Origin of the sequence: Pantoea sp. Seng, assembly GCF_009829935.1 — a bacterium.
GTDB lineage: Bacteria > Pseudomonadota > Gammaproteobacteria > Enterobacterales > Enterobacteriaceae > Pantoea > Pantoea communis.
In genome coordinates this window covers 42836-63471 of record NZ_SZZV01000026.1, presented here as the reverse complement: position 1 = coordinate 63471, position 20636 = coordinate 42836, and the positions used below count along the sequence as shown (strand labels likewise).

General features: G+C 52.8%; 20 protein-coding genes. All 20 read right to left on the bottom strand.

Features of this window, described 5'->3' with window-relative positions; genetic code table 11:
* Positions 1 to 279: 279 nt before the first annotated feature.
* Positions 280 to 1242: an SUMF1/EgtB/PvdO family nonheme iron enzyme gene (locus FD737_RS21500; RefSeq protein WP_160834554.1), complete on the bottom strand. Its 963-nt coding sequence runs from the start codon at positions 1240 to 1242 to the stop codon at positions 280 to 282.
* On the bottom strand, positions 1239 to 1496 hold the full coding sequence (locus FD737_RS21495; RefSeq protein WP_160834553.1) for a hypothetical protein: 258 nt from the start codon (positions 1494 to 1496) through the stop codon (positions 1239 to 1241). The genes FD737_RS21500 and FD737_RS21495 overlap by 4 nt, the downstream gene beginning before the upstream one ends.
* A gap of 198 nt (positions 1497 to 1694) precedes the next feature.
* The gene (locus FD737_RS23990; RefSeq protein ID WP_237448849.1) at positions 1695 to 1967 is read right to left on the bottom strand and encodes a hypothetical protein; all 273 of its coding nucleotides are present in this window, start codon (positions 1965 to 1967) and stop codon (positions 1695 to 1697) included.
* Between the two features lie 18 nt (positions 1968 to 1985).
* Positions 1986 to 2657, bottom strand: a complete 672-nt coding sequence (locus FD737_RS21490) for an SUMF1/EgtB/PvdO family nonheme iron enzyme (protein WP_237448848.1) — start codon at positions 2655 to 2657, stop codon at positions 1986 to 1988.
* 165 nt (positions 2658 to 2822) lie between these two features.
* Positions 2823 to 3767, bottom strand: a complete 945-nt coding sequence (locus tag FD737_RS21485; RefSeq protein WP_237448847.1) for an SUMF1/EgtB/PvdO family nonheme iron enzyme — start codon at positions 3765 to 3767, stop codon at positions 2823 to 2825.
* A gap of 14 nt (positions 3768 to 3781) precedes the next feature.
* Positions 3782 to 5713, bottom strand: coding sequence for a hypothetical protein (locus FD737_RS21480; RefSeq protein ID WP_237448846.1), 1932 nt, complete (start codon positions 5711 to 5713; stop codon positions 3782 to 3784).
* An 81-nt stretch (positions 5714 to 5794) separates the two neighbouring features.
* On the bottom strand, positions 5795 to 6157 hold the full coding sequence (locus tag FD737_RS23985) for a hypothetical protein (RefSeq protein WP_237448845.1): 363 nt from the start codon (positions 6155 to 6157) through the stop codon (positions 5795 to 5797).
* A 14-nt stretch (positions 6158 to 6171) separates the two neighbouring features.
* Entirely contained in the window at positions 6172 to 8697 is a 2526-nt protein-coding gene (locus FD737_RS21475; protein ID WP_202404630.1) for a type VI secretion system Vgr family protein, read from the bottom strand.
* Positions 8698 to 8806: 109 nt separating this feature from the next.
* Positions 8807 to 9229 carry a putative T6SS immunity periplasmic lipoprotein gene (locus FD737_RS21470; protein WP_237448844.1) on the bottom strand — a complete coding sequence of 141 codons (423 nt, stop codon included), beginning with the start codon at positions 9227 to 9229 and terminating at the stop codon, positions 8807 to 8809.
* A gap of 73 nt (positions 9230 to 9302) precedes the next feature.
* Positions 9303 to 9749, bottom strand: a complete 447-nt coding sequence (locus tag FD737_RS21465; RefSeq protein ID WP_160834550.1) for a putative T6SS immunity periplasmic lipoprotein — start codon at positions 9747 to 9749, stop codon at positions 9303 to 9305.
* 101 nt (positions 9750 to 9850) lie between these two features.
* A complete protein-coding gene (locus tag FD737_RS21460) occupies positions 9851 to 10276 on the bottom strand; it encodes a hypothetical protein (RefSeq protein ID WP_160834549.1) in 426 nt (141 codons plus the stop codon).
* A gap of 333 nt (positions 10277 to 10609) precedes the next feature.
* The gene (locus tag FD737_RS21455) at positions 10610 to 11014 is read right to left on the bottom strand and encodes a putative T6SS immunity periplasmic lipoprotein (protein ID WP_160834548.1); all 405 of its coding nucleotides are present in this window, start codon (positions 11012 to 11014) and stop codon (positions 10610 to 10612) included.
* 35 nt (positions 11015 to 11049) lie between these two features.
* Complete coding sequence (locus FD737_RS21450) at positions 11050 to 11607, bottom strand: type IV secretion protein Rhs (RefSeq protein WP_160834547.1); 558 nt, start codon at positions 11605 to 11607, stop codon at positions 11050 to 11052.
* Complete coding sequence (gene tssH, locus FD737_RS21445) at positions 11594 to 14233, bottom strand: type VI secretion system ATPase TssH (protein ID WP_160834546.1); 2640 nt, start codon at positions 14231 to 14233, stop codon at positions 11594 to 11596. The genes FD737_RS21450 and tssH overlap by 14 nt, the downstream gene beginning before the upstream one ends.
* Before the next feature lie 153 nt (positions 14234 to 14386).
* Complete coding sequence (gene hcp, locus FD737_RS21440) at positions 14387 to 14878, bottom strand: type VI secretion system effector Hcp (RefSeq protein WP_058960474.1); 492 nt, start codon at positions 14876 to 14878, stop codon at positions 14387 to 14389.
* A 4-nt stretch (positions 14879 to 14882) separates the two neighbouring features.
* Complete coding sequence (locus tag FD737_RS21435) at positions 14883 to 16544, bottom strand: OmpA family protein (RefSeq protein ID WP_202404629.1); 1662 nt, start codon at positions 16542 to 16544, stop codon at positions 14883 to 14885.
* Positions 16544 to 17194: a type VI secretion system protein TssL, short form gene (gene tssL, locus FD737_RS21430; RefSeq protein ID WP_160834545.1), complete on the bottom strand. Its 651-nt coding sequence runs from the start codon at positions 17192 to 17194 to the stop codon at positions 16544 to 16546. Before tssL ends, FD737_RS21435 begins: the two co-directional genes overlap by 1 nt.
* Positions 17191 to 18528: a type VI secretion system baseplate subunit TssK gene (tssK, locus tag FD737_RS21425; protein WP_160834544.1), complete on the bottom strand. Its 1338-nt coding sequence runs from the start codon at positions 18526 to 18528 to the stop codon at positions 17191 to 17193. Before tssK ends, tssL begins: the two co-directional genes overlap by 4 nt.
* A 14-nt stretch (positions 18529 to 18542) precedes the next feature.
* Positions 18543 to 20090, bottom strand: coding sequence for a type VI secretion system contractile sheath large subunit (gene tssC / locus FD737_RS21420; protein ID WP_160834543.1), 1548 nt, complete (start codon positions 20088 to 20090; stop codon positions 18543 to 18545).
* Between the two features lie 29 nt (positions 20091 to 20119).
* Positions 20120 to 20617, bottom strand: a complete 498-nt coding sequence (gene tssB / locus FD737_RS21415; protein ID WP_045831911.1) for a type VI secretion system contractile sheath small subunit — start codon at positions 20615 to 20617, stop codon at positions 20120 to 20122.
* Positions 20618 to 20636: the final 19 nt, after the last annotated feature.

Genomic DNA, 20636 nt, shown 5'->3' with positions numbered 1-20636 from the left:
ACGCGGCTGAGGAATATATCCAGCTCTTTATTCTGCTCTGCCGTCTGGGGCGGCGTGGTCACTTTTTTTGGTCACACCCTGAAAGGAGTATCAGGAGGAAAACAGCTAAGTTCCGTTTCATTTTCGGATCGGCTCAGGGTTATGTTTTGTAATGGCACTCTGTGGTGTCACATGACAGATCGAGGCGTACCAGGGATTATCTTCGCTGTACAAGGATGCTGGGACGTAACAGGTTCAGTCCGGCATCATTTCGGTTTATTAATTTTTAAACCACAGAGGCTAATTCAGCGGTTCCGGCTCATTCACCACACAACGGGCCGTATGGCCGGCGGGATATCCCGGTTCCGGGATGTCATAACTGCGGCTGAACGTGAGTCCGGACGGCCATCCGGGCGATGGCCGGATGGCCCCGCGAAGCACCTTCCAGTATTGCCCTGTCTCTTCATCTTTAATCACGCCGGACTCCGGTCCATGAGGGTCTTTGACCGGATATTTTTTGTACCAGTCCGGATCATACCAGTCCATGACCCACTCTCTGCCGTTCTCTGCCATTCCATAAAGCCCCGCCGGTGAAGGTGGGTACTTATCTACTGGCAGGCGGATAAGCGGTGAGTCGATTCTGTACGGCTGGGCGGCTATCTCACGATCTTCATCCGTCGCAAAGTTCTCACCACGCTCCGTTTTTCGGTTATAACGCAACGTACCGTCATCAGTGGCAATAATGACATACTGCCCTTTATTTCTGGCTGAATATTCCCACTGTGCTTCCGTCGGGAGCGAGAAATTTAAACCTGTGTTTTTCTTTAACCAACGGCAATACGTATCCGCCTCGCGCCAGTCAATTATTGCAGGGCTGTTATCTAATATCGTCATCTCCGAGAGCATCGTATCACTCACTTCATCATTATAATTTCGCGGAGGGCTCCCAGATAACCTCAGATACAATGCGTACTCTTCATGACTGATTTTATATTTTGAAATCGAATAGGCAGACAGCTCTACCATGTGAGCCGGCTTGTTGCTCTTATCATCCGTACAATACGCCCCGCCATTACGCATTTCCGAACAAAAGTCCCCCATCAGAAACGTCCCTGCCGGCATGTAAACCATGTCCGCCCTGACGCGGCTGAGGAATACGTCCAGCTCTTTATTCTGATCTGCCGTGAGGGGCGGCGTGACCACTTTTTTATCATCACACCCTGAAAGAATTATCAGGAGAAAAACAGCTAAATTTCTTTTCATTTTCGGGCCGACTCAAGGTTATGTTTTTTAATGGCACTCTGCGGTGTCACATGACAAAGCGAGGCATACCAAGGATTGTCTTCGCAGTAAAGGGCGTACTTCTTCGTGCAGTTGGGCGCAAACGGGTATCCGAAAGCTGATTTTTCCTTTAAACGGCGATACACTTCGCGGAAGTCCTGCAGTTCCAGCTTCTGAATCAGGTCATTCAACTGCTTGTCATGATTAATAGCCGACGTCAGAAAAATGCGTATCATTTCTTCACCCCGTCTAATTAACCATTCCAGCCCAGAATAAAGAAGACTATGTGAAAAAATTTAACCACCACTGACTTAAAACGTTATTTATGCTTGCAAAAATTTAAGATTGGTCAATTTTTTTCATAGCCGCAGTTAATATCTGCTGATTTTTTTAATAAAGGTTGGGGCATACCCCATAATTATAAATTAGTGTATTTATTCCAGAGGAGCAGATTGGTTCACCACACAACGAGCAGTAACGCCCGCAGGAAAATCCGGTTCGGGAATTTTGTAGCTGCGGCTGAAGGTAAGACCTGAAGGCCATCCGGGCGATGGATGGTCAGCCCCCTTTAAAACTTTCCAATACTGCCCAGTGGTATTATCTTTGATCACCCCTGAATCAGGGCCTTGAGGATCCTTTGTTGTCGATATCTTGTACCAATCAGGATCATACCAATCTATAACCCACTCCTTTCCATTATCTGCCATACCATACAATCCTGCCGGTTAAGGAGGATATTTATCAACAGGAAAGAAAACATACTGGGAGTCGATACCCAATTGCTCTGAAATTGTCTGTCTGTCATAATCCGTAGCAAAGTTATCACCAACATCTGTTTTTCGGTTATGACGCAAAGAACCGTCATCAGTGGCAATACTGACATAACCCCCTTTATTTCTTGCAGCATACTCCCACTGAGCCTCAGTCGGGAGTGAATAATTAAAACCAGTTTGCTTCCTCAGCCAAGTGCAGTAATTATCCGCCTCACGCCAGTTAATAATAGCCGGACCTCCTTTTATAGCTGTCATTTCAGACAGAGCTTTATTTCTCCATGGCTTTTCAAATTGCTGAGGAGGACGTCCGCTTATTTTTAGATAAAAGCTATAATCTTCATGCGTGATTTTTTTCTTTGAAATTGAAAAAGCAGACAATTCAACCTGGTGAGCCGGTTTATTATTCTTATCGCTCGTACAAAACGCCCCGCCCTTGCGCATTTCTGAACAAAAGTCCCCCATCAGAAACGTCCCTGCCGGCATGTAAACCATGTCCGCTCTGACGCGGCTGAGGAATATATCCAGCTCTTTATTCTGCTCTGCCGTGAGGGGCGGCGTGACCACCTTCTTATCATCACACCCTGAAAGGAGTATCAGAAGGAAAACAGCTAAGTTCTTTTTCATTTTCGGGCCGGCTCAAAGTTATGTTTTGTAATGGCACTCTGTGGTGTCACATGACAGAGCGAGGCGTACCAGGGTTCGTCTTCGCAATTAAAGAGTGCGTACAGTTGGGCTGCACCGGTTTCAGTCCGGTATCATTTCGGTTTATTGATTTTTAAACTACAGAGACTAATTCAGCGGCTCCGGCTCATTCACTACGCAACGGGCCGTATGGCCCGCAGGATATCCCGGTTCCGGAATGTCATAACTGCGGCTGAACGTGAGGCCGGACGGACGGCCAGGTGCTGGCAGGATGGCTCCGCGCAGCACCTTCCAGTATTGCCCTGTCTCTTCGTCTTTAATCACGCCGGACTCCGGGCCATGAGGGTCTTTGACCGGAGATTTTGCGTACCAGCCCGGGTCATACCAGTCCATGACCCACTCTCTGCCGTTATCCGCCATACCATACAAACCTGCCGGAGACGGGGGAAATTTATCGACAGGTAAACTTAGAATCCCTGGGTCGATTCCAACAGGCCGGGCTGCAAGTTCCCGATCTTCATAAGTACCAAAATTCACCCCTAACTCTGTGTCTCTGCTGACGCGCAGGGAACCGTCATCCGTGGCGATACTGACGTACTTCCCACGGTTTCTCGCGGCATACTCCCACTGTGCTTCCGTCGGGAGCGAGAAATTTAGCCCAGTCTGGCTCTTAAGCCAATGGCAGTACTTATCTGCATTGTGCCAGTTGATAATCGCCGGGCTGTTTTTTAGCACCGTCATTTTAGCGAGTCTTTCATTCCTGTACTCTTTATTAAAGCTCTGCGCTGGCAACCCAGAAACTTCCAGGTAAAACTTATAGTCCTGATGCGTGATTTTGAATCTGGATATTGAGAAGGATGATAGCTCAACCTCATGAGCTGGCTTGTTGTTTTTATCTATAGTACAGAACGCCCCGCCGTTGCGCATTTCTGAACAAAAATCCCCCATCAGAAAGGTGCCCGCAGGCATATATACCATATCGGACTTAATACGGCTGATAAATGCGTCCAGTTTTTTTTGTTGTGGTGCAGATAATTCCGGCGCGACTATTTTTTTTTCATCACATCCGGACAGGATGAACAGTAATAACAATAAGATTTTTTACTTCATTTATTCAAAAAGTTAAGTGCATTCGTGATTACTGGATTTGCTGGTGCAATATGGCAAAGTGAGGCGTACCAGGGATTATCGTCACAATACAGGGCGTATTGCTTCGTGCAGTTCGGTGCAAAAGGATACCCGAAAGCGGGCTTTTCTTTTAAGCGGCGGTAAACTTCACGGAAATCCTGCAATTCAAGCCGTTTAATCATCTCATTTAACCGGTGATCTTGATTAATACCGATTTGCAGAGCGGTGCGTATTAGCTCTTCCTGCTGTTTAATTAATCTCGCCTGCCCTAATTTAGAAATGGGAGCGCCTGCAACCTTTTCGCCGTTACCGGTCATCCTTATCAGTACTTCAGCCCACTCACGTTTCGTCTGTATGCTGCTTAGTATGGTTAGCACGGCTTTTTTCCGCTGATGCGCCGTATCCGGGATGGGCAACAGACCATTCTCAGAGTTATCGATTAAAGATGCTAATTTGTGATTACTGGGGTCAATCCGGTCATACATTCCCCCCTGTATGAGAAGATAAATTGAAATACCCTTTCCTTCAGGAGTGAAATGATAAACTTCTGACGGATTATTATTTATCTGCTCAGCAAACTGGTTTCTGCTATCGGATGCCTCAGCAGCATTCGATAGATTCTTTTTGATATTTTTTTTGAAATCGTCAAAATCTTCTGACACTGTATAATATGTGGCTTTCATTTTATTGTAATAGTTTTCATAAATACTCTTCCCACCCATAAGAACTATCAGGGTCAGAGCCTTAAAAGCATCCTTAGCGAACACCTTAAAATAACGGTAATCCATCCCGTACAGCTGGTAAACCGCCCACACTGCAAACTCGGTAAACTGATGTGGTGTAACTTCTCCCTGAGCTGAGCCTTTAGCTCCGACACCAAGGCAAACCCCGCCGGATATCCGGAATTTAAACTTCCCATCTTCGAACCAGAACTCGTACTCCCCGGACCCGCCCAGCCCAGCCTGTAGCTCGCCACCCGCAATGAATGCGGCAAAATCGGTGAACTTGCCCACCCGTTGGGCAGACGCCGCGGATTTAGGGCTGATACTCAGCACTTTATCCAGCACCTTCGTGTCCGATATCGACGCCTCCATGCCAAACGTGCGTAACATATCCGGCAGGTGGTCTACCAGAGACTCAAACGGTTTCAGCCACTGCAGCGCGCCGCCAAAGGTCCCGCCGGCGGATACACCCGCGAACAACTCTGCCCTGACCGACGTTGCGGCAGATGTCTCCTTTTCCGTATCAACCATCACCCCTTTCTGACGCAGTGCAAAGCGGGAGTATGGCGCACGGACACCCATCAGCTTCTGCTGTCCGTCACTCACCACAAATTGCAGATTGCCTTCTATCCTCGCTGAGGCGCCTGCAAATCCCGTCAGCCCCGTATCAATCCTTGAGCGCAGCACGCCCAGGTTCGCCTCTTTATTTTCATCGTTGATGATAAATTTCAACTGCCACCCGCCACGATCCGGCTGATAAAAGGTGGCTTTGACGTGCGCCTCTGCAAGCGTCAGCGTTGCCTCAGCCTCGCCGCTGATGATTCCCGCATTTTCTTTTCGGTTCCAGTCAAGCTGCGCACCTGCGTTCGAGGAAAAACGGAGAAACTGTGCGCCTGCGGAGACATCTATTACGCGCCCCTGTGCAGCATAGCCATCCTGCCCGTTCCAGGCCTCTGCCCACTCAGTCAGGCTGGCCTCATACGTTCCCTCCGCACCGAAGGCGGTTTTTCCTGAGGACATTTGCGTGAGCGACTCTATGACCTTCTGAAAACGTTCCCGTATCGCTTTCGTGCTGATAGCAATGATGTTGCCGTCCTTATCTCGCTGGTAAAAATCCTCTGCACCCAGGTTGTTCAGGCTGATGACCGTCATCCTGCCCGAGAAAGCCTCGTAGTCGGTTTTCTTCATGTAACAATAGAATCGCCCGTAGATGCCCTTTTTCAGAGGCTCAAGAGGAATAAGTTCAACGAGGCCGGCATAACCCGCCTGCTAATCAAACTCCCCCACCTCCTTCTGCAGCGCCTCTGTCGCTTTTTCAGCCTCTATTTCCGTCGACACGACCGCATCGAAATAAGCCGGTAGCGCTTCCTGACTGGCTATGTCATTACGCTTTTTATAATAAGCCTCAATCGCCGCTGAATGACGGACCCGTGCCTTTTCAAGCCTGTCCATCAACTCACTTAGCTTGCTGGTTAAATCATCAAACTCACCTGAATCAGATTCATCCAGGAAAATGACTTCCGTGGTTTCCGGTCGGAAATAGCACTGGCAGGAGGTGTGATGCGCATTAACAGTGTTACCGTCTTTTTTGCTCAGTGCATTTTCTGCCGCGGGGGGGTGTTTCGCGCTCATTGATTAAAGTCCCTTTATTCGTAATGCAGTGATATCGCGGCCTCGTTCAGGCCGTAGTGCGCTTGCGTATATCCCTGCTCGTCCGTCACGCCACGCAGGATTTGTCCGTCTGCGCTTTCAATTCGGTAAGGTATATAGGCTTTAGGCTTTTGTGTGGCCTGATCCAGTACACAGAAACGACCATTCATTGTGTTCGTAAACTGCGGGTAGCTGACGGGAACGGCTGAAAGTGCAGTCTCCAGTGAGGCATTACCACCCCACGCAATATCTCCACTTTTAAGAGATATCCTCGAAGGAGCACCTATTTCTACGGATCCGTCTTTAATTTTTATATAGGCGCCACCTTTGCTGGTCAGGGTAATTCCCTGGCTGGCATTGAGGATTATTTCCCCGCTGATACTGTTAACCGCCAAATTTTTGTTTGCCTGAAGGCGCATGGCATCGGTTTGTGCCTGAATGTCGACATCGCCTTTTGCTGCATATACTTTTAGCCCCATCCGGTGCGCAAAAAGGCTGATGGCTTCACCCGCCGCAACAGTGAAACGTTTCACAATACTCATATCGACATTTTTGCCTGCTGTTGCCGTCAGGCTTTGGCCTGAAGAGAGTTGGATATTGCTCGCCGTTGCTGCGGCTATGCCTGCGGGTGCAGAAAGCAGAATTCCGGCATCTTTTAACTGATTAAGCGCTTCCGCTAATTTTTGTTGGGACTGAGCATCAGACTCAAGCGCACCGGATGTTTGAGCACTCTGTGCAAGCGCAGTGACCATCTGAAGCGCGCTCTGCAGTTCTGCAATTGCTGTATTCATATCCAGCATACTGCCCTGGGATTTTGGCTGTTTATCTGCGGAAATTAACACCCCTGCTCCGCCCCGAATCGCAATATGCTTGTCAGTCCGGAGTTCAGCCCCTTCACCGCGTAACTCCCGGGTTGCACTCACGTTATGCCCCAGATTAAGCTGCGTCTTACCCCCATACTCCGTGCTGAGCTTGATATGCTCCTCACCACGCTTGTCCTCCATGCGCAGTTTATTCAGCCCTGCCGTACGGATAACATTGCGGGTGCTGTTTTTCTCGGTAACGTGATCCACATGCCGTGAATCATGCAGCGCATGAGCAATATACGGCTGGTCCGGGTCTCCCTCACGAAACGCTATTGCTACCTCCGTCCCCTGTATCAGCGGGAAGTGGAAGCCGTACATATCCCCGCCGTAAGGTTTCGCGAGGCGAACGGGCATGCTTTCCAGGCCGCGATCCTTGCCATCCTCGTCCGCATCAAACACCACACGATATAACCCGGATGCATCCTGCCAGGCATAGATGTCGTTGTCTTTCGCACTGGTCACACGCGCCGTCATGGTGCCGCTGACTTTAGGACGGGCAGGCAGTGCGGGACGCCAGCAAAGCGTCTCACTGTAGGGCACAGCATTCAACGTGGCCTGGAAGGCCGAACGTCGGCTCGCACTGACATTGATTTGGGTGATTAAAACGGGACTCTGCAACTGTGCAGGCAGAGTGGGTATGCCTGTTTCGGTAACAGATAAAACATGTCCGGGGCTGATAAAAGCATCGTTGCAAACACCGGATATCAGCGTCTGCCGGGCAAGAAAACGTTCATGATCGAGACGGGCATAAAAGTTTGCGGTCTCGGTCTCCGGGGCAAACTTATCGCCGCTGTAGGGATGGCGGGGACGATAGTGATAAACCTGCCCGTAAGAGATGTTGTCACCATCACCCCGCGTCATATCGGCCTTCACCGACCGCAGCATGCGCTGTGCCTCACGGTGGTTGTAATCCTTTGCTGTCACACCCGCTTCAACCACGTTGTGGGTCAGATTCAGGTTCCAGACGGATTCCTGAGCATTGTCTTCAAGACCCGAGGGACTGTTCAGCGGCAGCGACTTCTGATCGGAATAAGCGCTATGCGCGTCACCAAAACGGATGACCTCAGTCTGAGTGTCTGGCTGAAGTGTGAAGTAATAGAAAATGCCGATTTCGGACAACAGACGCTGTACAAACTTCAGGTCACTTTCCTGATACTGGTTAATCTGCTCCCTTTTGGGGTAGCCATGCTTCAGGCTGAATTCATATTCCCACCCCTGAAAACCATGCTCATCCAGTATCTGACTGACGACTTCCGGAACGGATTTATTCACAAAGAAACGGTGTGAGCGGAATTGTTTATCCAGAAGCGCAAAGCGGGGTTCAATAATAATGAGATAACTAACCTGGTCTGCGGAACCCGTCAGACGGCGGAAGTCAGTGATATAACCGTGAACAATTTTCTGCGAATCGGGTTCCAGCAAAGAGCCGGTTCTCATGGTCAGCGTTACCGCTTTGCGCAACGTCTTCTCTGGCGAGATGTCTTTATCGGGGCTGGTGAAAAGCACGTCATATTGGTAATTCGCGCTCAGCGCTTCCGTACCGTTCAGACTCTCAACATCAATAACAGCATTGCAGGCGGGAATGTGAAGAGAGTAGCGATTCTGGGTAGACGATAAAACCGATGCTGCGCTAAGTAACATTTCACTTGGGGTCATTGTCATTCGCTCCGTGATGACGGATGGTTCAATCCCTTTCAGGAATGCGGGTTAGATAAGTACTCAGTGTATTGAGTTGAAACGGTCAGGCATTTAATGAAATAAAACGCTAATATCCGCGGCCTATGTAATAGGTGATTTCGTTTCGCTGCAGAGGAACACTGATAACGCCCGTGTTGTAAGCTTTAAAAGCCACGGAAAAGTTCCTGATCGGTTTACGCTTGGTCTGAGTTGTCAGACCAAACTGAGCAACATAAACAATTGCTGAACTGTTGATAATGTCCTCAGTCAGGCAGAGAAGCAGACTGTTATCGGTTCTATATTCTGCTATTTCTGGCTGCTTAACAGAGTTCCGATTTTCTCTTTCAAAGAGGTAAAAATATGAAAGTAAATAATTATCAGGTTTTAATACAGTGAAGCATATGCGGCCATCAACTTTGCTGACCAACGTTTGCTGAGAAGGTGTAAATTTATCGCCAATACAGCCTGACAATACAAACACCATGAGTAAAGGGCACTTTTTTAATATCAAGGTCGCACCTGAAAAAATCACTTTGTTATTTATGCGTTAAATTTATTTGACAGGAAGAAGTATTTAAAATCAATCAAATTCTTCGACCAAGATAATGCACAACCTCATCCTGTTGCAATGGAATATTCACAAAATCTCCATCTTTAAATTCCATCGCAGTGGAGAAAAGCCTTAGATTCTGTCGATTTCCACTCTGATTCAAAACAAACCTGACAATATACTTTCCCTTAGTTAAATCCATGGAAGTAAAATCGTTTAAGCATATATACTCATTATTGACTACCTCCACAGCATCCCTCCCCACAAACTCTCTATTTTCGCTTTGCCCCCGTTTAAAAATGGTTACATTTCCCACTGTAACATCATCGACGCGCCTGACTTTAAAACACACTTTATTTCCTTTACTTTCAACCTTAGCCACTTCAGAAAACGTAACCTTTTCTCCAACACAACCAGTTATTATAAATGCAACAATCATAGGCAACCAATTTACTCTTGGGATAAAATCATCCTTCAACATGGAAAACCTCAGAGAACACATCTATACCTTTCATCGAGAACAGGCTGGGTACGTTCGTTTGCTAACGATATTTAAAAGTCCGTTTTTCCGTCAACATAATCTCACTCAGAGATGAAGCTTGGGAAATAATCTTCTCTTTTTAATGGAAAATTATAGACCCGACTATTCTTCAACCTTATGGCCGCTACTTTTCTAAAGGATGGAAGTGTTTCCAGCCTGGACAATAGACCATAATGAATAATAAATTCTTTTTTTTCTGATGCAGGCAACCAGGATAATGGCATGCAACGTTTATCACTTACTGCTATTAACTCACTGCCATCGATTGTTTTCCTAAGCCCTGAGCCATCTTTATTTTTTATTGAAATCACACTGAAATAATACGCTTTGTTCTGGGGTATATTTATACATAGCATATCATCAATAACGCTCATATCGGCATCGCGTTCAAACTCGACAGGATCTTCTCCCAAAGTACACCCGCCTATAGCGAAGCATGTGAATATGTCGATGAAATATAATTTCATAAATTTCACCATGGAAAACCTCTCAATGCTTTCATGTAAGCTAAACAGGCTTCAGGCTCACTCAACGCTCTAACAGATTTGACATGGTCATATAACCTTAACTCATTCCATCGACCAAATCCCCACTCAGTAAGAATATAGTTATCAGCAATTATTTGAGCCTCTTGCTCCATCGAGTATTCACTCAATAGTCGGCCGTCAAGATCATAAGCATATGTAGCTATAAAACTGAGCATGCCGCGATAGATAACGCACATGGCCTGATTACTCATAAGACGAAGAAATGTCCTCTGTATGAAATTAGTGCGGTCAGTCCGTTGATAAACTGAACCGCTAATATCCCCGTCCCATGTAATAACTGATTTCGTTTTGCAGCAGCGGAACACTGATAAATCCCGTTTTTTCAGCTTTAAAAGCCACAGAAAACTTCCGAATCGGTTTACGTTTGGTCTGTGTCGTCAGACCAAACTGCGCAACATAAACAATTTCTGAATCGCTTACTGTGTCCTCAGCCAAGCAAAGAAGCAGGCTGTTATCGGTTTTGTATTCAGCTATTTCTGGGTGCTTAACAGAGTTCCGATTTCCTCTTTCAAAGAGGTCAAAATATGAAAGTGAATAATCAACAGGTTTTAATACAGTGAAGCATATGCGGTCAGCATCTATGCTGAGAGGAGCATTATCTGAAAGCGTGAACCTGTCTCCTGGACATCCTGCCAGGAGAAATACGATTACTGACAAAGCCAACCTGAAACTAATTATCCTCTGAGATACATTCACCAAGGGAATCCTCTCAACGCATGTTTATATTTCTGCGAAATAATAGACTCATCCAGGTTGCCGTCCAGCGTGACATAACTACGACGCCGGTACTCCATAAATGTATTATACCCTTCACTCGCCAGTAGAAAATTATCTGCAATAATTTGTGCCTGTTGCTCCATCGGATACTCACTCAGTAGGCGTCCATCCAGTTCATAGCGATAGCTCGCCAGCCAGCTTATGAGCCCCCTGCATATCACGCACATTCCCTTTTGGCGCTGCCATACATGGCTGAGCTCGTGTATAAAAGTATGTCTGTCGGCAAGGTCACTTTGAGCCAGGTCAGCAAAATCGTTCCGGTAAAGTGGCGGACGGTAAAATATTTCTCCCTTCGGCGTCATAGCAACACCTTCATTTTGCAAACCAAACGGGAGATAGCTGTCTTTGTGGATCCATACCTTGTGATAATCAATTTTGTCCCGGAACACCGTCCTGGCAAGCACGATTTCCCCTTTACTCATCAGCCGCAGGCTACCTTCTTTGGCTGCCGCAACTCTTTCAGTTTTGTTCATGAATGAGATTCTCAAATGTCATCAGCACGCCATCCTCTTCGTTCCAGTCCAGGCTGAGAGTGCCAGACAACTGCCCGCTGGCCTGAAACTGCAAAAGCTGCTGACTCAGCACCGGTAAAATCTGCTGGTTTAGCAGGCTGTCGACGTTGCGCGCGCCGGTGTCCGGCAGCAGGCAGGCAGCGGTCAGGGCTTCGTACAGCGCGTCCGAAATCTCCGTGCGCAGGCCGTAGTGACGCTGTAGCCGCTGGCTGACCTGGCCGAGCTTCATTTCGACGATGGTGCGCATCGCCTCAGCAGCCAGTGGGCGGTAAATCACCGTCTGGAAGCGCGCCAGCAGCGCGGGGTGGAAATGGTCGCGGATAACCGGGCGCAGCAGTTCCTGCAGGTCAGCTTCACTGGCGTCCGGCTGTTCGTCCAGTTTCTGCATCAACGCGTTGCTGCCGAGGTTAGAGGTCATCAGGATAACGGTGTTGCGGAAGTCAATCTCCCGCCCCTCGCCGTCGCGCATAAAGCCCCGATCGAACACCTGGTAGAACAGGTTAATCACGTCGCGGTGCGCCTTCTCCACCTCGTCAAGCAACACCACGCTGTACGGGCGTTTACGCACCGCTTCGGTCAGCACGCCGCCCTGCCCGTAGCCGACGTAGCCCGGCGGTGAGCCTTTCAGCTGGCTTACTGTGTGCGCCTCCTGATACTCAGAGAGGTTGATGGTAATCAGCGATTTCTCGCCGCCGTACAGGGTATCAGCCAGCGCCAGCGCGGTTTCCGTTTTACCCGTACCGCTGGTGCCGACTAGCAGGAACACGCCCTGCGGCCCGTTCTCGGCGGTCAGGCCGGTTTTCGACGCGCGCAGGCGCTGTGCAATGGCGGTCAGCGCCACCGGCTGGCCGACCACGCGCGCTTCCAGAGCCTTCTCCAGTGTCAGCAGCTCCGTCTGTTCGTCCTTCATTAAGGAAGAGAGCGGCACGCCGGTCCAGTCGGCAATCATGCCCGCCACCGTGCGCGCGTCCACGTCCAGCGTCATCAGCGGCTCCCCCTGCTGCAGCGCATGAAGAGCGGACTGAAGTTCAGCGCGGCGCACCTGCTGAGAAGCATCCTGCCGGCTGAGAAGCAGCGTCTCCGTCAGCTCACGCTCGGCCACCCAGCTCAGCTCCAGCTGTTCGAGACGTTCATCCGCGGTGGCCAGTTCTTTCAGAATGTCATGCATGCGCGCCTCCTGAACGGTGCCGCCCAGCGCTTGATCATCCAGGATAGCGCGCTTCTCAATATTCAGGGCATCGGTGCGGGCACGCAGTTGCGTGATAGCTTCCGGCACCGTGTCCTGGCTCATGCGAACGCGCGCGCTCGCGGTGTCGAGCAGGTCCACCGCCTTGTCCGGCAGCTGGCGTCCGGTCAGGTAGCGACGGGACAGCGTGACGGCGGCGCGCACGGCTTCGTCGGTGATGTGCACACCGTGGTGCTGAGCGTAACGCGACTTCAGGCCACGCAGCATCAGGCAGGCGGTCTCGTCGTCCGGCTCATCGACTTTCACCATCTGGAAACGGCGCTCAAGTGCGGCATCCTTCTCGAAGTACTGCTTGTACTCGCTCCAGGTCGTGGCGGCGATGGTGCGCAGTTCGCCGCGCGCCAGTGCGGGCTTCAGCAGGTTAGCTGCATCCGCGCCGCCTGCCTGATTGCCCGCGCCGATGATGGTGTGGGCCTCGTCGATGAACAGCAGCACCGGCTGCTCAGCCTGCTGCACCTCAGTAATGATGTTCTTCAGGCGCTGCTCAAACTCACCCTTCACGCCCGCGCCCGCCTGCAACATGCCAAGATCCAGGGTGCGCACGCTGACCGTGCTCAGGCTTGCTGGCACGTTGCCTTCCGCAATGCGCAGCGCCAGCCCCTCGACCAGCGCAGTTTTGCCCACGCCTGGTTCGCCCACCAGAATCGGGTTGTTCTTGCGGCGACGCGAGAGGATGTCCACCATCTGGCGGATTTCATTATCGCGCCCGTACACCGGGTCAATCTTCCCGTCCCGCGCGTCAGCGGTAACGTCGCGGGTGAAGCGGGACAGCGCTTCTGAGCCGGCAGCAGGCGCAGCGACCGACAACACCGGTGGCACACCCTCCTCTGCGTTCAGGCTCCGCAGAGGTTCGTTCGGCTGCAGCGCGTCGGGTCGTTCGTCCGACTGCGCGTCCAGCAGCGGGCGCAGCGCCGTCATCTGGCGCGGGCTCAGAGTGAGGATGGGCCAGAGTGCGTCACAGCGAGTCAGCGAGTGGTTGCCAACGATGGCTGTCAGCAGGTGTACGCTACGGATGCGCTCCTCACCATCCACCGAGGCCGCCAGCCAGGCCTCTTTTAGCATGTGATGTAGCCGGGAGGACAGTTCCGGGCGGCTGCGCACCAGGCGAGGCTGGCCATCCAGAAAGCTCAGCAGCCCCTGCCAGACGCCGTCCATGTCCCACTCATAGCGGCGCGCCATCACCGTGATGTCGCCCTCTCCCTGCTCCAGCAGCTTTAGCAGCCAGTGCTCGGGGAAAATTTCCGCGTGCGCGCGGGTCTGGCACAGCGAGGCAGCGGCCTCCAGCGCACGGGCGCAGAAGGGATTAAGACGGCGCAGCAGCGCTGCAGACTGGTGTTCCATAGGTGTTCTCTCCGTTTCAGGCACGCTACCGCCCCTGGCCGTTAACCGAGGCCCATAAGGTCTGAGGTATCTGTACATCAGTGTGTTTTTCAGGGCTGCACCCGCACGCAGGCGCACGCCTGAAAAAGCGGACGGCGAACCGTCCGCACGGGCTTACGCGGTGGCGCGTTCGTTCCAGGAATCGGAATGAATGATGTTGCCGTCCTTGTAGGTCCAGGTGATTTTTTCGTAACGCAGCTCAATCATCTCCAGATGGTTGTGCTTCTCTTTGGAAGGATCTTTAATGTCGTGCATGACAGGATTGACCTTCACCACCTTCACGTTCTCAAGCCTGGTGTTGAAGTACTCGACTTCCTGTCCTGCATCGCTGATGCGGTACCACTTGAACTCCGCAGACTTCAGGGTCTGACCAGTGGTCACCGCCTTGTAGAGGTACGGGCTCGACGAGTCGATTTCCTTGGTGAACAGGAACGGCGTGTGAATGCGGGTGCCGGTCAGCTTGCCGGTGTTGTTGTCGGTCGGGATGTACAGGTTATGCTCCTGTGCCACCACCTCAATGCTGCCCTCGCGGTCCTGCACGTCTACTGAACCCTTGATGTCCGCGCCGCCGTCGTCCTTCAGCCACAGATAAACTGGAATTGCCATGTTGTTACTCCTTTTCAGACTGAGAATGGCCATCATCCTGTGATGACCGGGTGTGTGCGTCTGGCACGCGGCAGGCATCCGCCTGTGGCACCAGACTGATTTCGACCCGGCGGTTGAGCGCACGCCCCTCCGCCGACTCGTTTGTTGCAACCGGACGATCCTGACCGTAGCCCTGTACCGCGAAGCAGCTCTCCGGTACGTCGCCGGTATCGCGCATCCAGTCGCGCACCGCTCCGGCGCGCTTCAGCGAGAGCAGCTGATTGTTCTGCTGATTGCCGGTGCTGTCGGTATGGCCGGCGACGACAATCAGCCAGCCGGGTCGGGCCTTGATGCCCACCAGTGCATTGATGAGCACTTTGTCGGACCCCGCCTTCAGCGCCGCTTTGCCCGATTCAAACAGCGACAGGCTGTCAAGCCGCACCGTTTGTGGGCCCTGCACTACCTGCTGAACCACGGGAGCAGGCGCAGGCGGGGGTGACCAGCGGTGGATGGCTGTGTTTACCGGCGCACTAAGCCGCATGCCCTGATAAAGTCCCATTCCGAACCGCAGTGGCTCACCGCTGCGCTGCCAGGCATCCAGCAGCGAGCGGTCATGGATAAGCGCATCGCGTGCAAGCATTTTTGCCGCGATAGCGTCCTCCGGCAGGCTGCGCCACAGGGCAAGGTGATCGGCCACGCTGCGCACAAGGCGCTGGTTATGAATAAAAGAAGCAAGCATGGCCAGCGCCAGAAACAGGCCCAGCATCATCCCGACCCCACGCGCCGTGAGCAGCCAGCGGCTGATACCCTGCCGCTGCGGCATACCGGACAGCAGCACATCCGGCAATGGCAGTGAAGGCGGAGACGCATAGTTTTCAGGCGACAGCGTGGTCAGCCCGACGGCATGCTGCTGCCACAGGTTGCCCGGTAGCGACGGCACTGGCGTCAGGCAAACGCCGATCTGGCAGGGGCTCGCGGTGTGCGAAGCCGCGAATTGCCCCGCATACCATTGCATCAGGCTTTGCAGTCTGAGCGCGTGATGAAAATGCAGGGGATCCCGGGTGACCCACTCCGCCAGCGAAAGGCGGGCGTCATTTTCCGGATGAAACTGAAACTGCGAATGGTCTGGCGTATAGCTGAACCAGTGCGTGCGCTCATCCACTGACGAGCCCCATATCACGGCACACAATGGCGGCAACCCTTTAAGCACAACCCGGCACTCTGAAACGGCCCTCAGCCATCCACCCTGCTGCTGAACCAATACGTCAGCGGAGGTGTGCTGCCCGGGGATGATTGCCAGCATCACTGAAAGCTGAGGTAGCAGCGCCGGATATTGCTCTGCCAGCCGTTCCGCCAGCGCGGGCAGTTCAGCAGGCTGGCGCACGTTCAGATACCACCCCAGCCGTGTCTCCCTGTGGGTCAGTTCACCAAACAACGGTGCCGTATCCCCGATAAGCAGAATCACTGGCCCGCAATAAGTTTCCGGCGGCAGACTGGCATCAATGTCCGGTTGATGATCAGTAGCATTACGCTGCAGACGCCACAGAAGAAAACCGGCCACCAGCAGCACCAGCACACAGAGTGCCACCGTGTTCAGCGGGTTCAGTCCCCAGAAGCCCACTACCAGCAGGATTGCGAGCGCGGCTGCCAGCAGCAGCAGTCCCTGACGTGAATCGGGTCGGACCATTACTGTGCACCTGCCATGCGCGACACCATCTCTGCCAGCGTTGACTCCAGCAGGAACCAGAGCCCGCCAAGCAGCACCACTGCTGCCACCCAGCTCAGCCAGTAAAAGCGGCGTCCGCTGCGCAGACCTGCGGGGCGGACCACCAGCGGCGCATCTTCCGGCAGCGCAAAAGGCGGCACGCGGGCAGCCAGCGCACTCACCACGTCTTCACGACGTTCGTCATCCTGCGCGCGGTAATGCCCGACGAACCCCAGCTGCAGGGTGCGGTAAAAGCAGGTCAGCACCGTAATGTCTGCTGCAGGTTCGTTCAGCACGGTGCGGATGCGATCCCAGAGTGCTTCACCGCCGTTCAGTGAACCAAAGAAGCGCACCTGCAACGGATCACGGGTCCAGCGCAGCCAGCCATCGTCCTGACTCCCTCTGTTCAGCACTGCCTCATCCAGCAGCACGCAGAAGGCATACAGCATGTGGTCACGGCTGGCCTCGCTGAACCCGGCCTCTGTCAGCGCCTCGCGGGCTGACTTCACCCAGTCCGCCGCGCGTCGGTATAGCGCGTCGCCGTTTTCAATTTGCTGTCCGCAACGCAGCTGGCTGACCATCAGCCAGCCCTGAAAAAACAGACGCTCTGTCAGTGTGTTGGGATTATTCATGAGCGCAGCACCGCGTAGAGTTCCAGTTTCAGCTCACCGAGCGATTCCGGCGTGTAGAAGGTACAGCCACCGGAGGACAGCATTGCCCGGGCCGCGTCCGTTGAGAGATCCAGCGCGAAATACTGATTTTCCAGGCGTAATGGGATGGCCGCCGGGACATGCGGCAGCGGGCGGATGACCATACCGCTCAGCGCGATATTCACTACCTCTGACACATCGTCCTGGCTGCCTGCCTTGCACAGCAGCGGGAAACGCGCCTGAAGTTCATGATTTGGCAGCGAAGAGCGCACGGACAGATAGAAATCCGCCCCTTCGCGCAGGCGCGCATCGTGCAGCCTGCCCTTCCACAGCACCCCCTGTTTTTCCAGGTCGATGGCGATCACGCGGGAAGGCAGGCTTGCCTCCAGCAGCGTATCCAGCAGCGTGAACAGCGGCGGGAAAACCTGCTCTGGCGCGTTGTGTCGGTAGGCTGGGATATCGTCCGGCGCGTTCTCGAGGGAAAACGTCAGCAGACTCCCCGCAAGGCGCACCAGCTCACGATAAAGCAGTTCAGGATGGCGCGACGGTGACTGGTACAGCTCAGTCAGCACCGGCTCAGCGCTGTTCAGCGCATTGAGCAGCCAGAACAGGGAAACGTCGGACACGGCAAAATCCGCCATGCGTTCGTTACTCTCGCGGCGCAGTTGCATCAGACGTTGACGGCGTGCCTGCAGGCGATGAAGCAGATCACCCAGCGCCGCGACCAGCGCCGGGCTCGCAGCCAGTGACAACATGGGGGGAATAAACGTGGTGTCGCGCATCCACTGCCCCTGAGCGTTGCGCACCAGACGGGCAACCGGACAAGTCAGGTACGCCACGTTTTCTTGATGCGCCAGCCGCAGGCGCAGCGCATAACGCTGTACCGCAATCTCGGTACGCTCGTGACCGGCCAGCTCCTGCACGCGCTCCCGGGTGGCGACCCAGCGGCGCGGACGTTCGCTGTCCGCACCGTTTTCCAGATTACCGCCGTTGGCGTTGATCAGCGGCAGCGCCAGTACCACCTCTACGCTGTCCCGGTCCGTCACATCAGTTAACTCACAGACAGGTGGCAGAGTGTCAGCCAGACGGGTTTCGACCAGGGAGCCATCGGCAAAACGGACGGCGATGTGCGTCGCATTCAGCTTTGACAGCGCCAGCGCGCCCTCGTCGAATTCGGCACACAGCACGCCCCAGGGGTGTGCTAGCGTCATGCCAGCGACGGTACCTGCCACGTGCGCGTCCCACATAGCCTGCTGCTGGAACTGTTGCGGCGTCAGAAACGCGCCGTCTTCCCATAACGGACGGTAAATTTTCATTCCCGATAGCCGCCTTACGCTTTCGCTTTTGGCATCTGAGATACCAGCGACAGATTGACGTCCATGCCTTCCACCTGGAAATGCGGCACTGCGAACAGCTTCACGCGGAAGAAGCCCGGGTTATCTTCGATATCTTCCACAATCACTTTGGCATCGCGCAGCGGATGGGAAGCCTGCAACTCATCGCCCGGATCGGTCATTTCAGTTACCAATCCACGCACCCAGGTATTCAGCTCCAGTTCCAGCAAGCGGCGATCTTTGGTGGTGCCGATGTTTTCGCGCTGAATCAGCTTCAGATAATGCGCGATGCGTGATAGCAGGAAGATGTAAGGCAGGCGCGCATTGATGCGACTGTTGGCGGTGGCATCTGCGGTGTCATACAGCGCCGGTTTTTGCGCGGAGTTTGCGGAGAAGAAGCAGGCGTAATCACGGTTCTTGTAGTACGAAAGCGGGATAAAACCGAGGTTCGCAAATTCAAACTCGCGGGTTTCAGGGATCATCACTTCAGAAGGGATTTTCACCTGATTACCGGTGCCGAGGTCATACAGGTGAATCGGCAGATCCTGCACCGCACCACCCGCCTGTGGGCCACGAATCTGTACGCACCAGCCGTTATTAATAAAGCTCTTCACCATGTTGGCGGCGAAGGCAAAAGACGAATTGGTCCAGAGATATTTTTCGTGATCCGGGCCTTTTACCTCTTCCACGTAGTTGAAACTGCGCACCGGCACGGTATCAGGTCCGTACGGCAAACGGCCCAGCACACGCGGCATGGTCAGGCCGATATAGCGAGAATCATCGGTGTCGCGGAAGGATTTCCACTTGATGTATTCCGCACGATCGAAGTAGTTGCCGATGTCCTTGATGGCAGCCACTTCTTCCATGGTTTCTTTGAGGAAGAATGCCGGCCCTGCAGAACCGATAAACGGCATATGGGCCGATGCAGCAACTTTCGAGATATTACGCAGCAGCGCGATATCCTGCGCAGAGGCATCGAATTCATAGGCAGAGATCACCGCGCCAATCGGTTCGCCGCCCGGCGTGTCGTACTCGGCAACGTAAGTCTGCAGGTACAGGCCGCTCTGGATAATTTCCGGTGCGTCTTCGAAGTCCTGACGCAGATCCTCTTTCGACACATCAAGCACTTCCAGCTTCACGTTCTGGCGGAAATCGGTCTTATCCACCAGCGATTTCAATCCACGCCACACCGATTCCACTTTCTGGAATTCGTCATGGTGCATCACCGCATCCAGCTGGCGGCTGATCTGATAATCCAGCTCGGCAATGTGATGATCCAGCAGGTTTTTATCCAGTTTTTCGACTTTCTCACCGCTGATTTTTAAGCGATTAAGAAACACCTGCATCGCCGCCGTGACGCGCTCGTCAGCAGTGGCGTCTGACATCGCCTGATTGTCTTGCCAGACATTCAGATCGCTCAGTGAGGTGACCGGATGGAGATTAATTTTATCGAACAGCGAGGCGTACACACCTTCCGCTGCAGGGTTTTCAAGCACGGTGGTTTCACCGGAAGACCGGGTTTCATTCTGAACTGACATCAGCATCGTCTCTCATTTAGTCCGTTAAAAGGGGTTCAGCCGTTATCGCTGGCAAGCGCAGAAAGTTCCGCACGCAGTTCGTCACTCAGTGCCGGGTCTTTCAGGATGATCTCCAGCTCTTTACGGAAAGTGACGTTATCGAGCAGATTGGATTTGAGATCGCGTAGCAGATTGCGCATCGCGAGCATCGCTTTGAGTTGCGGAATTTGGCGGGCGACCTGTTCAGGTTCGAAGTCTTTGATGTTACTGAAGGTCAGATTGATGGCTTGTTCACTGCCATCCGCTGACAAGGTATCCGGCACGGTGAGCCTTACTGATGGCGAGAAGTCAGCGAGCACGCTGTCGAAGTTGTTTTTATTGACGTTGACCTTTTCGCGTTCGCTCAGCACGCGATCTTCCTGACCATTACTGAAATCACCAGTCACCAGCAATTTGAGCGGCAGCTCCATTTTGCGTGCAGCGCCGCCTGTATGAACGTCGAGTTTGATGTTAACGCGCGCTTTGGGTATTTCATTTTGATAAGAATTACTCATATTTACTCCTGTAAGTGAA

Coding starts and splice junctions, on each gene's coding strand:
- tssB (WP_045831911.1), bottom strand. CDS start 20,617: ATGAGTAATTCTTATCAAAATGAAATACCCAAAGCGCGCGTTAACATC.
- FD737_RS21460 (WP_160834549.1), bottom strand. CDS start 10,276: ATGAAATTATATTTCATCGACATATTCACATGCTTCGCTATAGGCGGG.
- hcp (WP_058960474.1), bottom strand. CDS start 14,878: ATGGCAATTCCAGTTTATCTGTGGCTGAAGGACGACGGCGGCGCGGAC.
- tssK (WP_160834544.1), bottom strand. CDS start 18,528: ATGAAAATTTACCGTCCGTTATGGGAAGACGGCGCGTTTCTGACGCCG.
- tssH (WP_160834546.1), bottom strand. CDS start 14,233: ATGGAACACCAGTCTGCAGCGCTGCTGCGCCGTCTTAATCCCTTCTGC.
- tssC (WP_160834543.1), bottom strand. CDS start 20,090: ATGCTGATGTCAGTTCAGAATGAAACCCGGTCTTCCGGTGAAACCACC.
- FD737_RS23985 (WP_237448845.1), bottom strand. CDS start 6,157: ATGAGCGCGAAACACCCCCCCGCGGCAGAAAATGCACTGAGCAAAAAA.
- FD737_RS21480 (WP_237448846.1), bottom strand. CDS start 5,713: ATGAAGAAAACCGACTACGAGGCTTTCTCGGGCAGGATGACGGTCATC.
- FD737_RS21495 (WP_160834553.1), bottom strand. CDS start 1,496: ATGATACGCATTTTTCTGACGTCGGCTATTAATCATGACAAGCAGTTG.
- FD737_RS21475 (WP_202404630.1), bottom strand. CDS start 8,697: ATGACCCCAAGTGAAATGTTACTTAGCGCAGCATCGGTTTTATCGTCT.
- FD737_RS23990 (WP_237448849.1), bottom strand. CDS start 1,967: ATGGCAGATAATGGAAAGGAGTGGGTTATAGATTGGTATGATCCTGAT.
- FD737_RS21500 (WP_160834554.1), bottom strand. CDS start 1,242: ATGAAAAGAAATTTAGCTGTTTTTCTCCTGATAATTCTTTCAGGGTGT.
- FD737_RS21435 (WP_202404629.1), bottom strand. CDS start 16,544: ATGGTCCGACCCGATTCACGTCAGGGACTGCTGCTGCTGGCAGCCGCG.
- FD737_RS21465 (WP_160834550.1), bottom strand. CDS start 9,749: ATGTTGAAGGATGATTTTATCCCAAGAGTAAATTGGTTGCCTATGATT.
- FD737_RS21490 (WP_237448848.1), bottom strand. CDS start 2,657: ATGAAAAAGAACTTAGCTGTTTTCCTTCTGATACTCCTTTCAGGGTGT.
- tssL (WP_160834545.1), bottom strand. CDS start 17,194: ATGAATAATCCCAACACACTGACAGAGCGTCTGTTTTTTCAGGGCTGG.
- FD737_RS21450 (WP_160834547.1), bottom strand. CDS start 11,607: ATGAACAAAACTGAAAGAGTTGCGGCAGCCAAAGAAGGTAGCCTGCGG.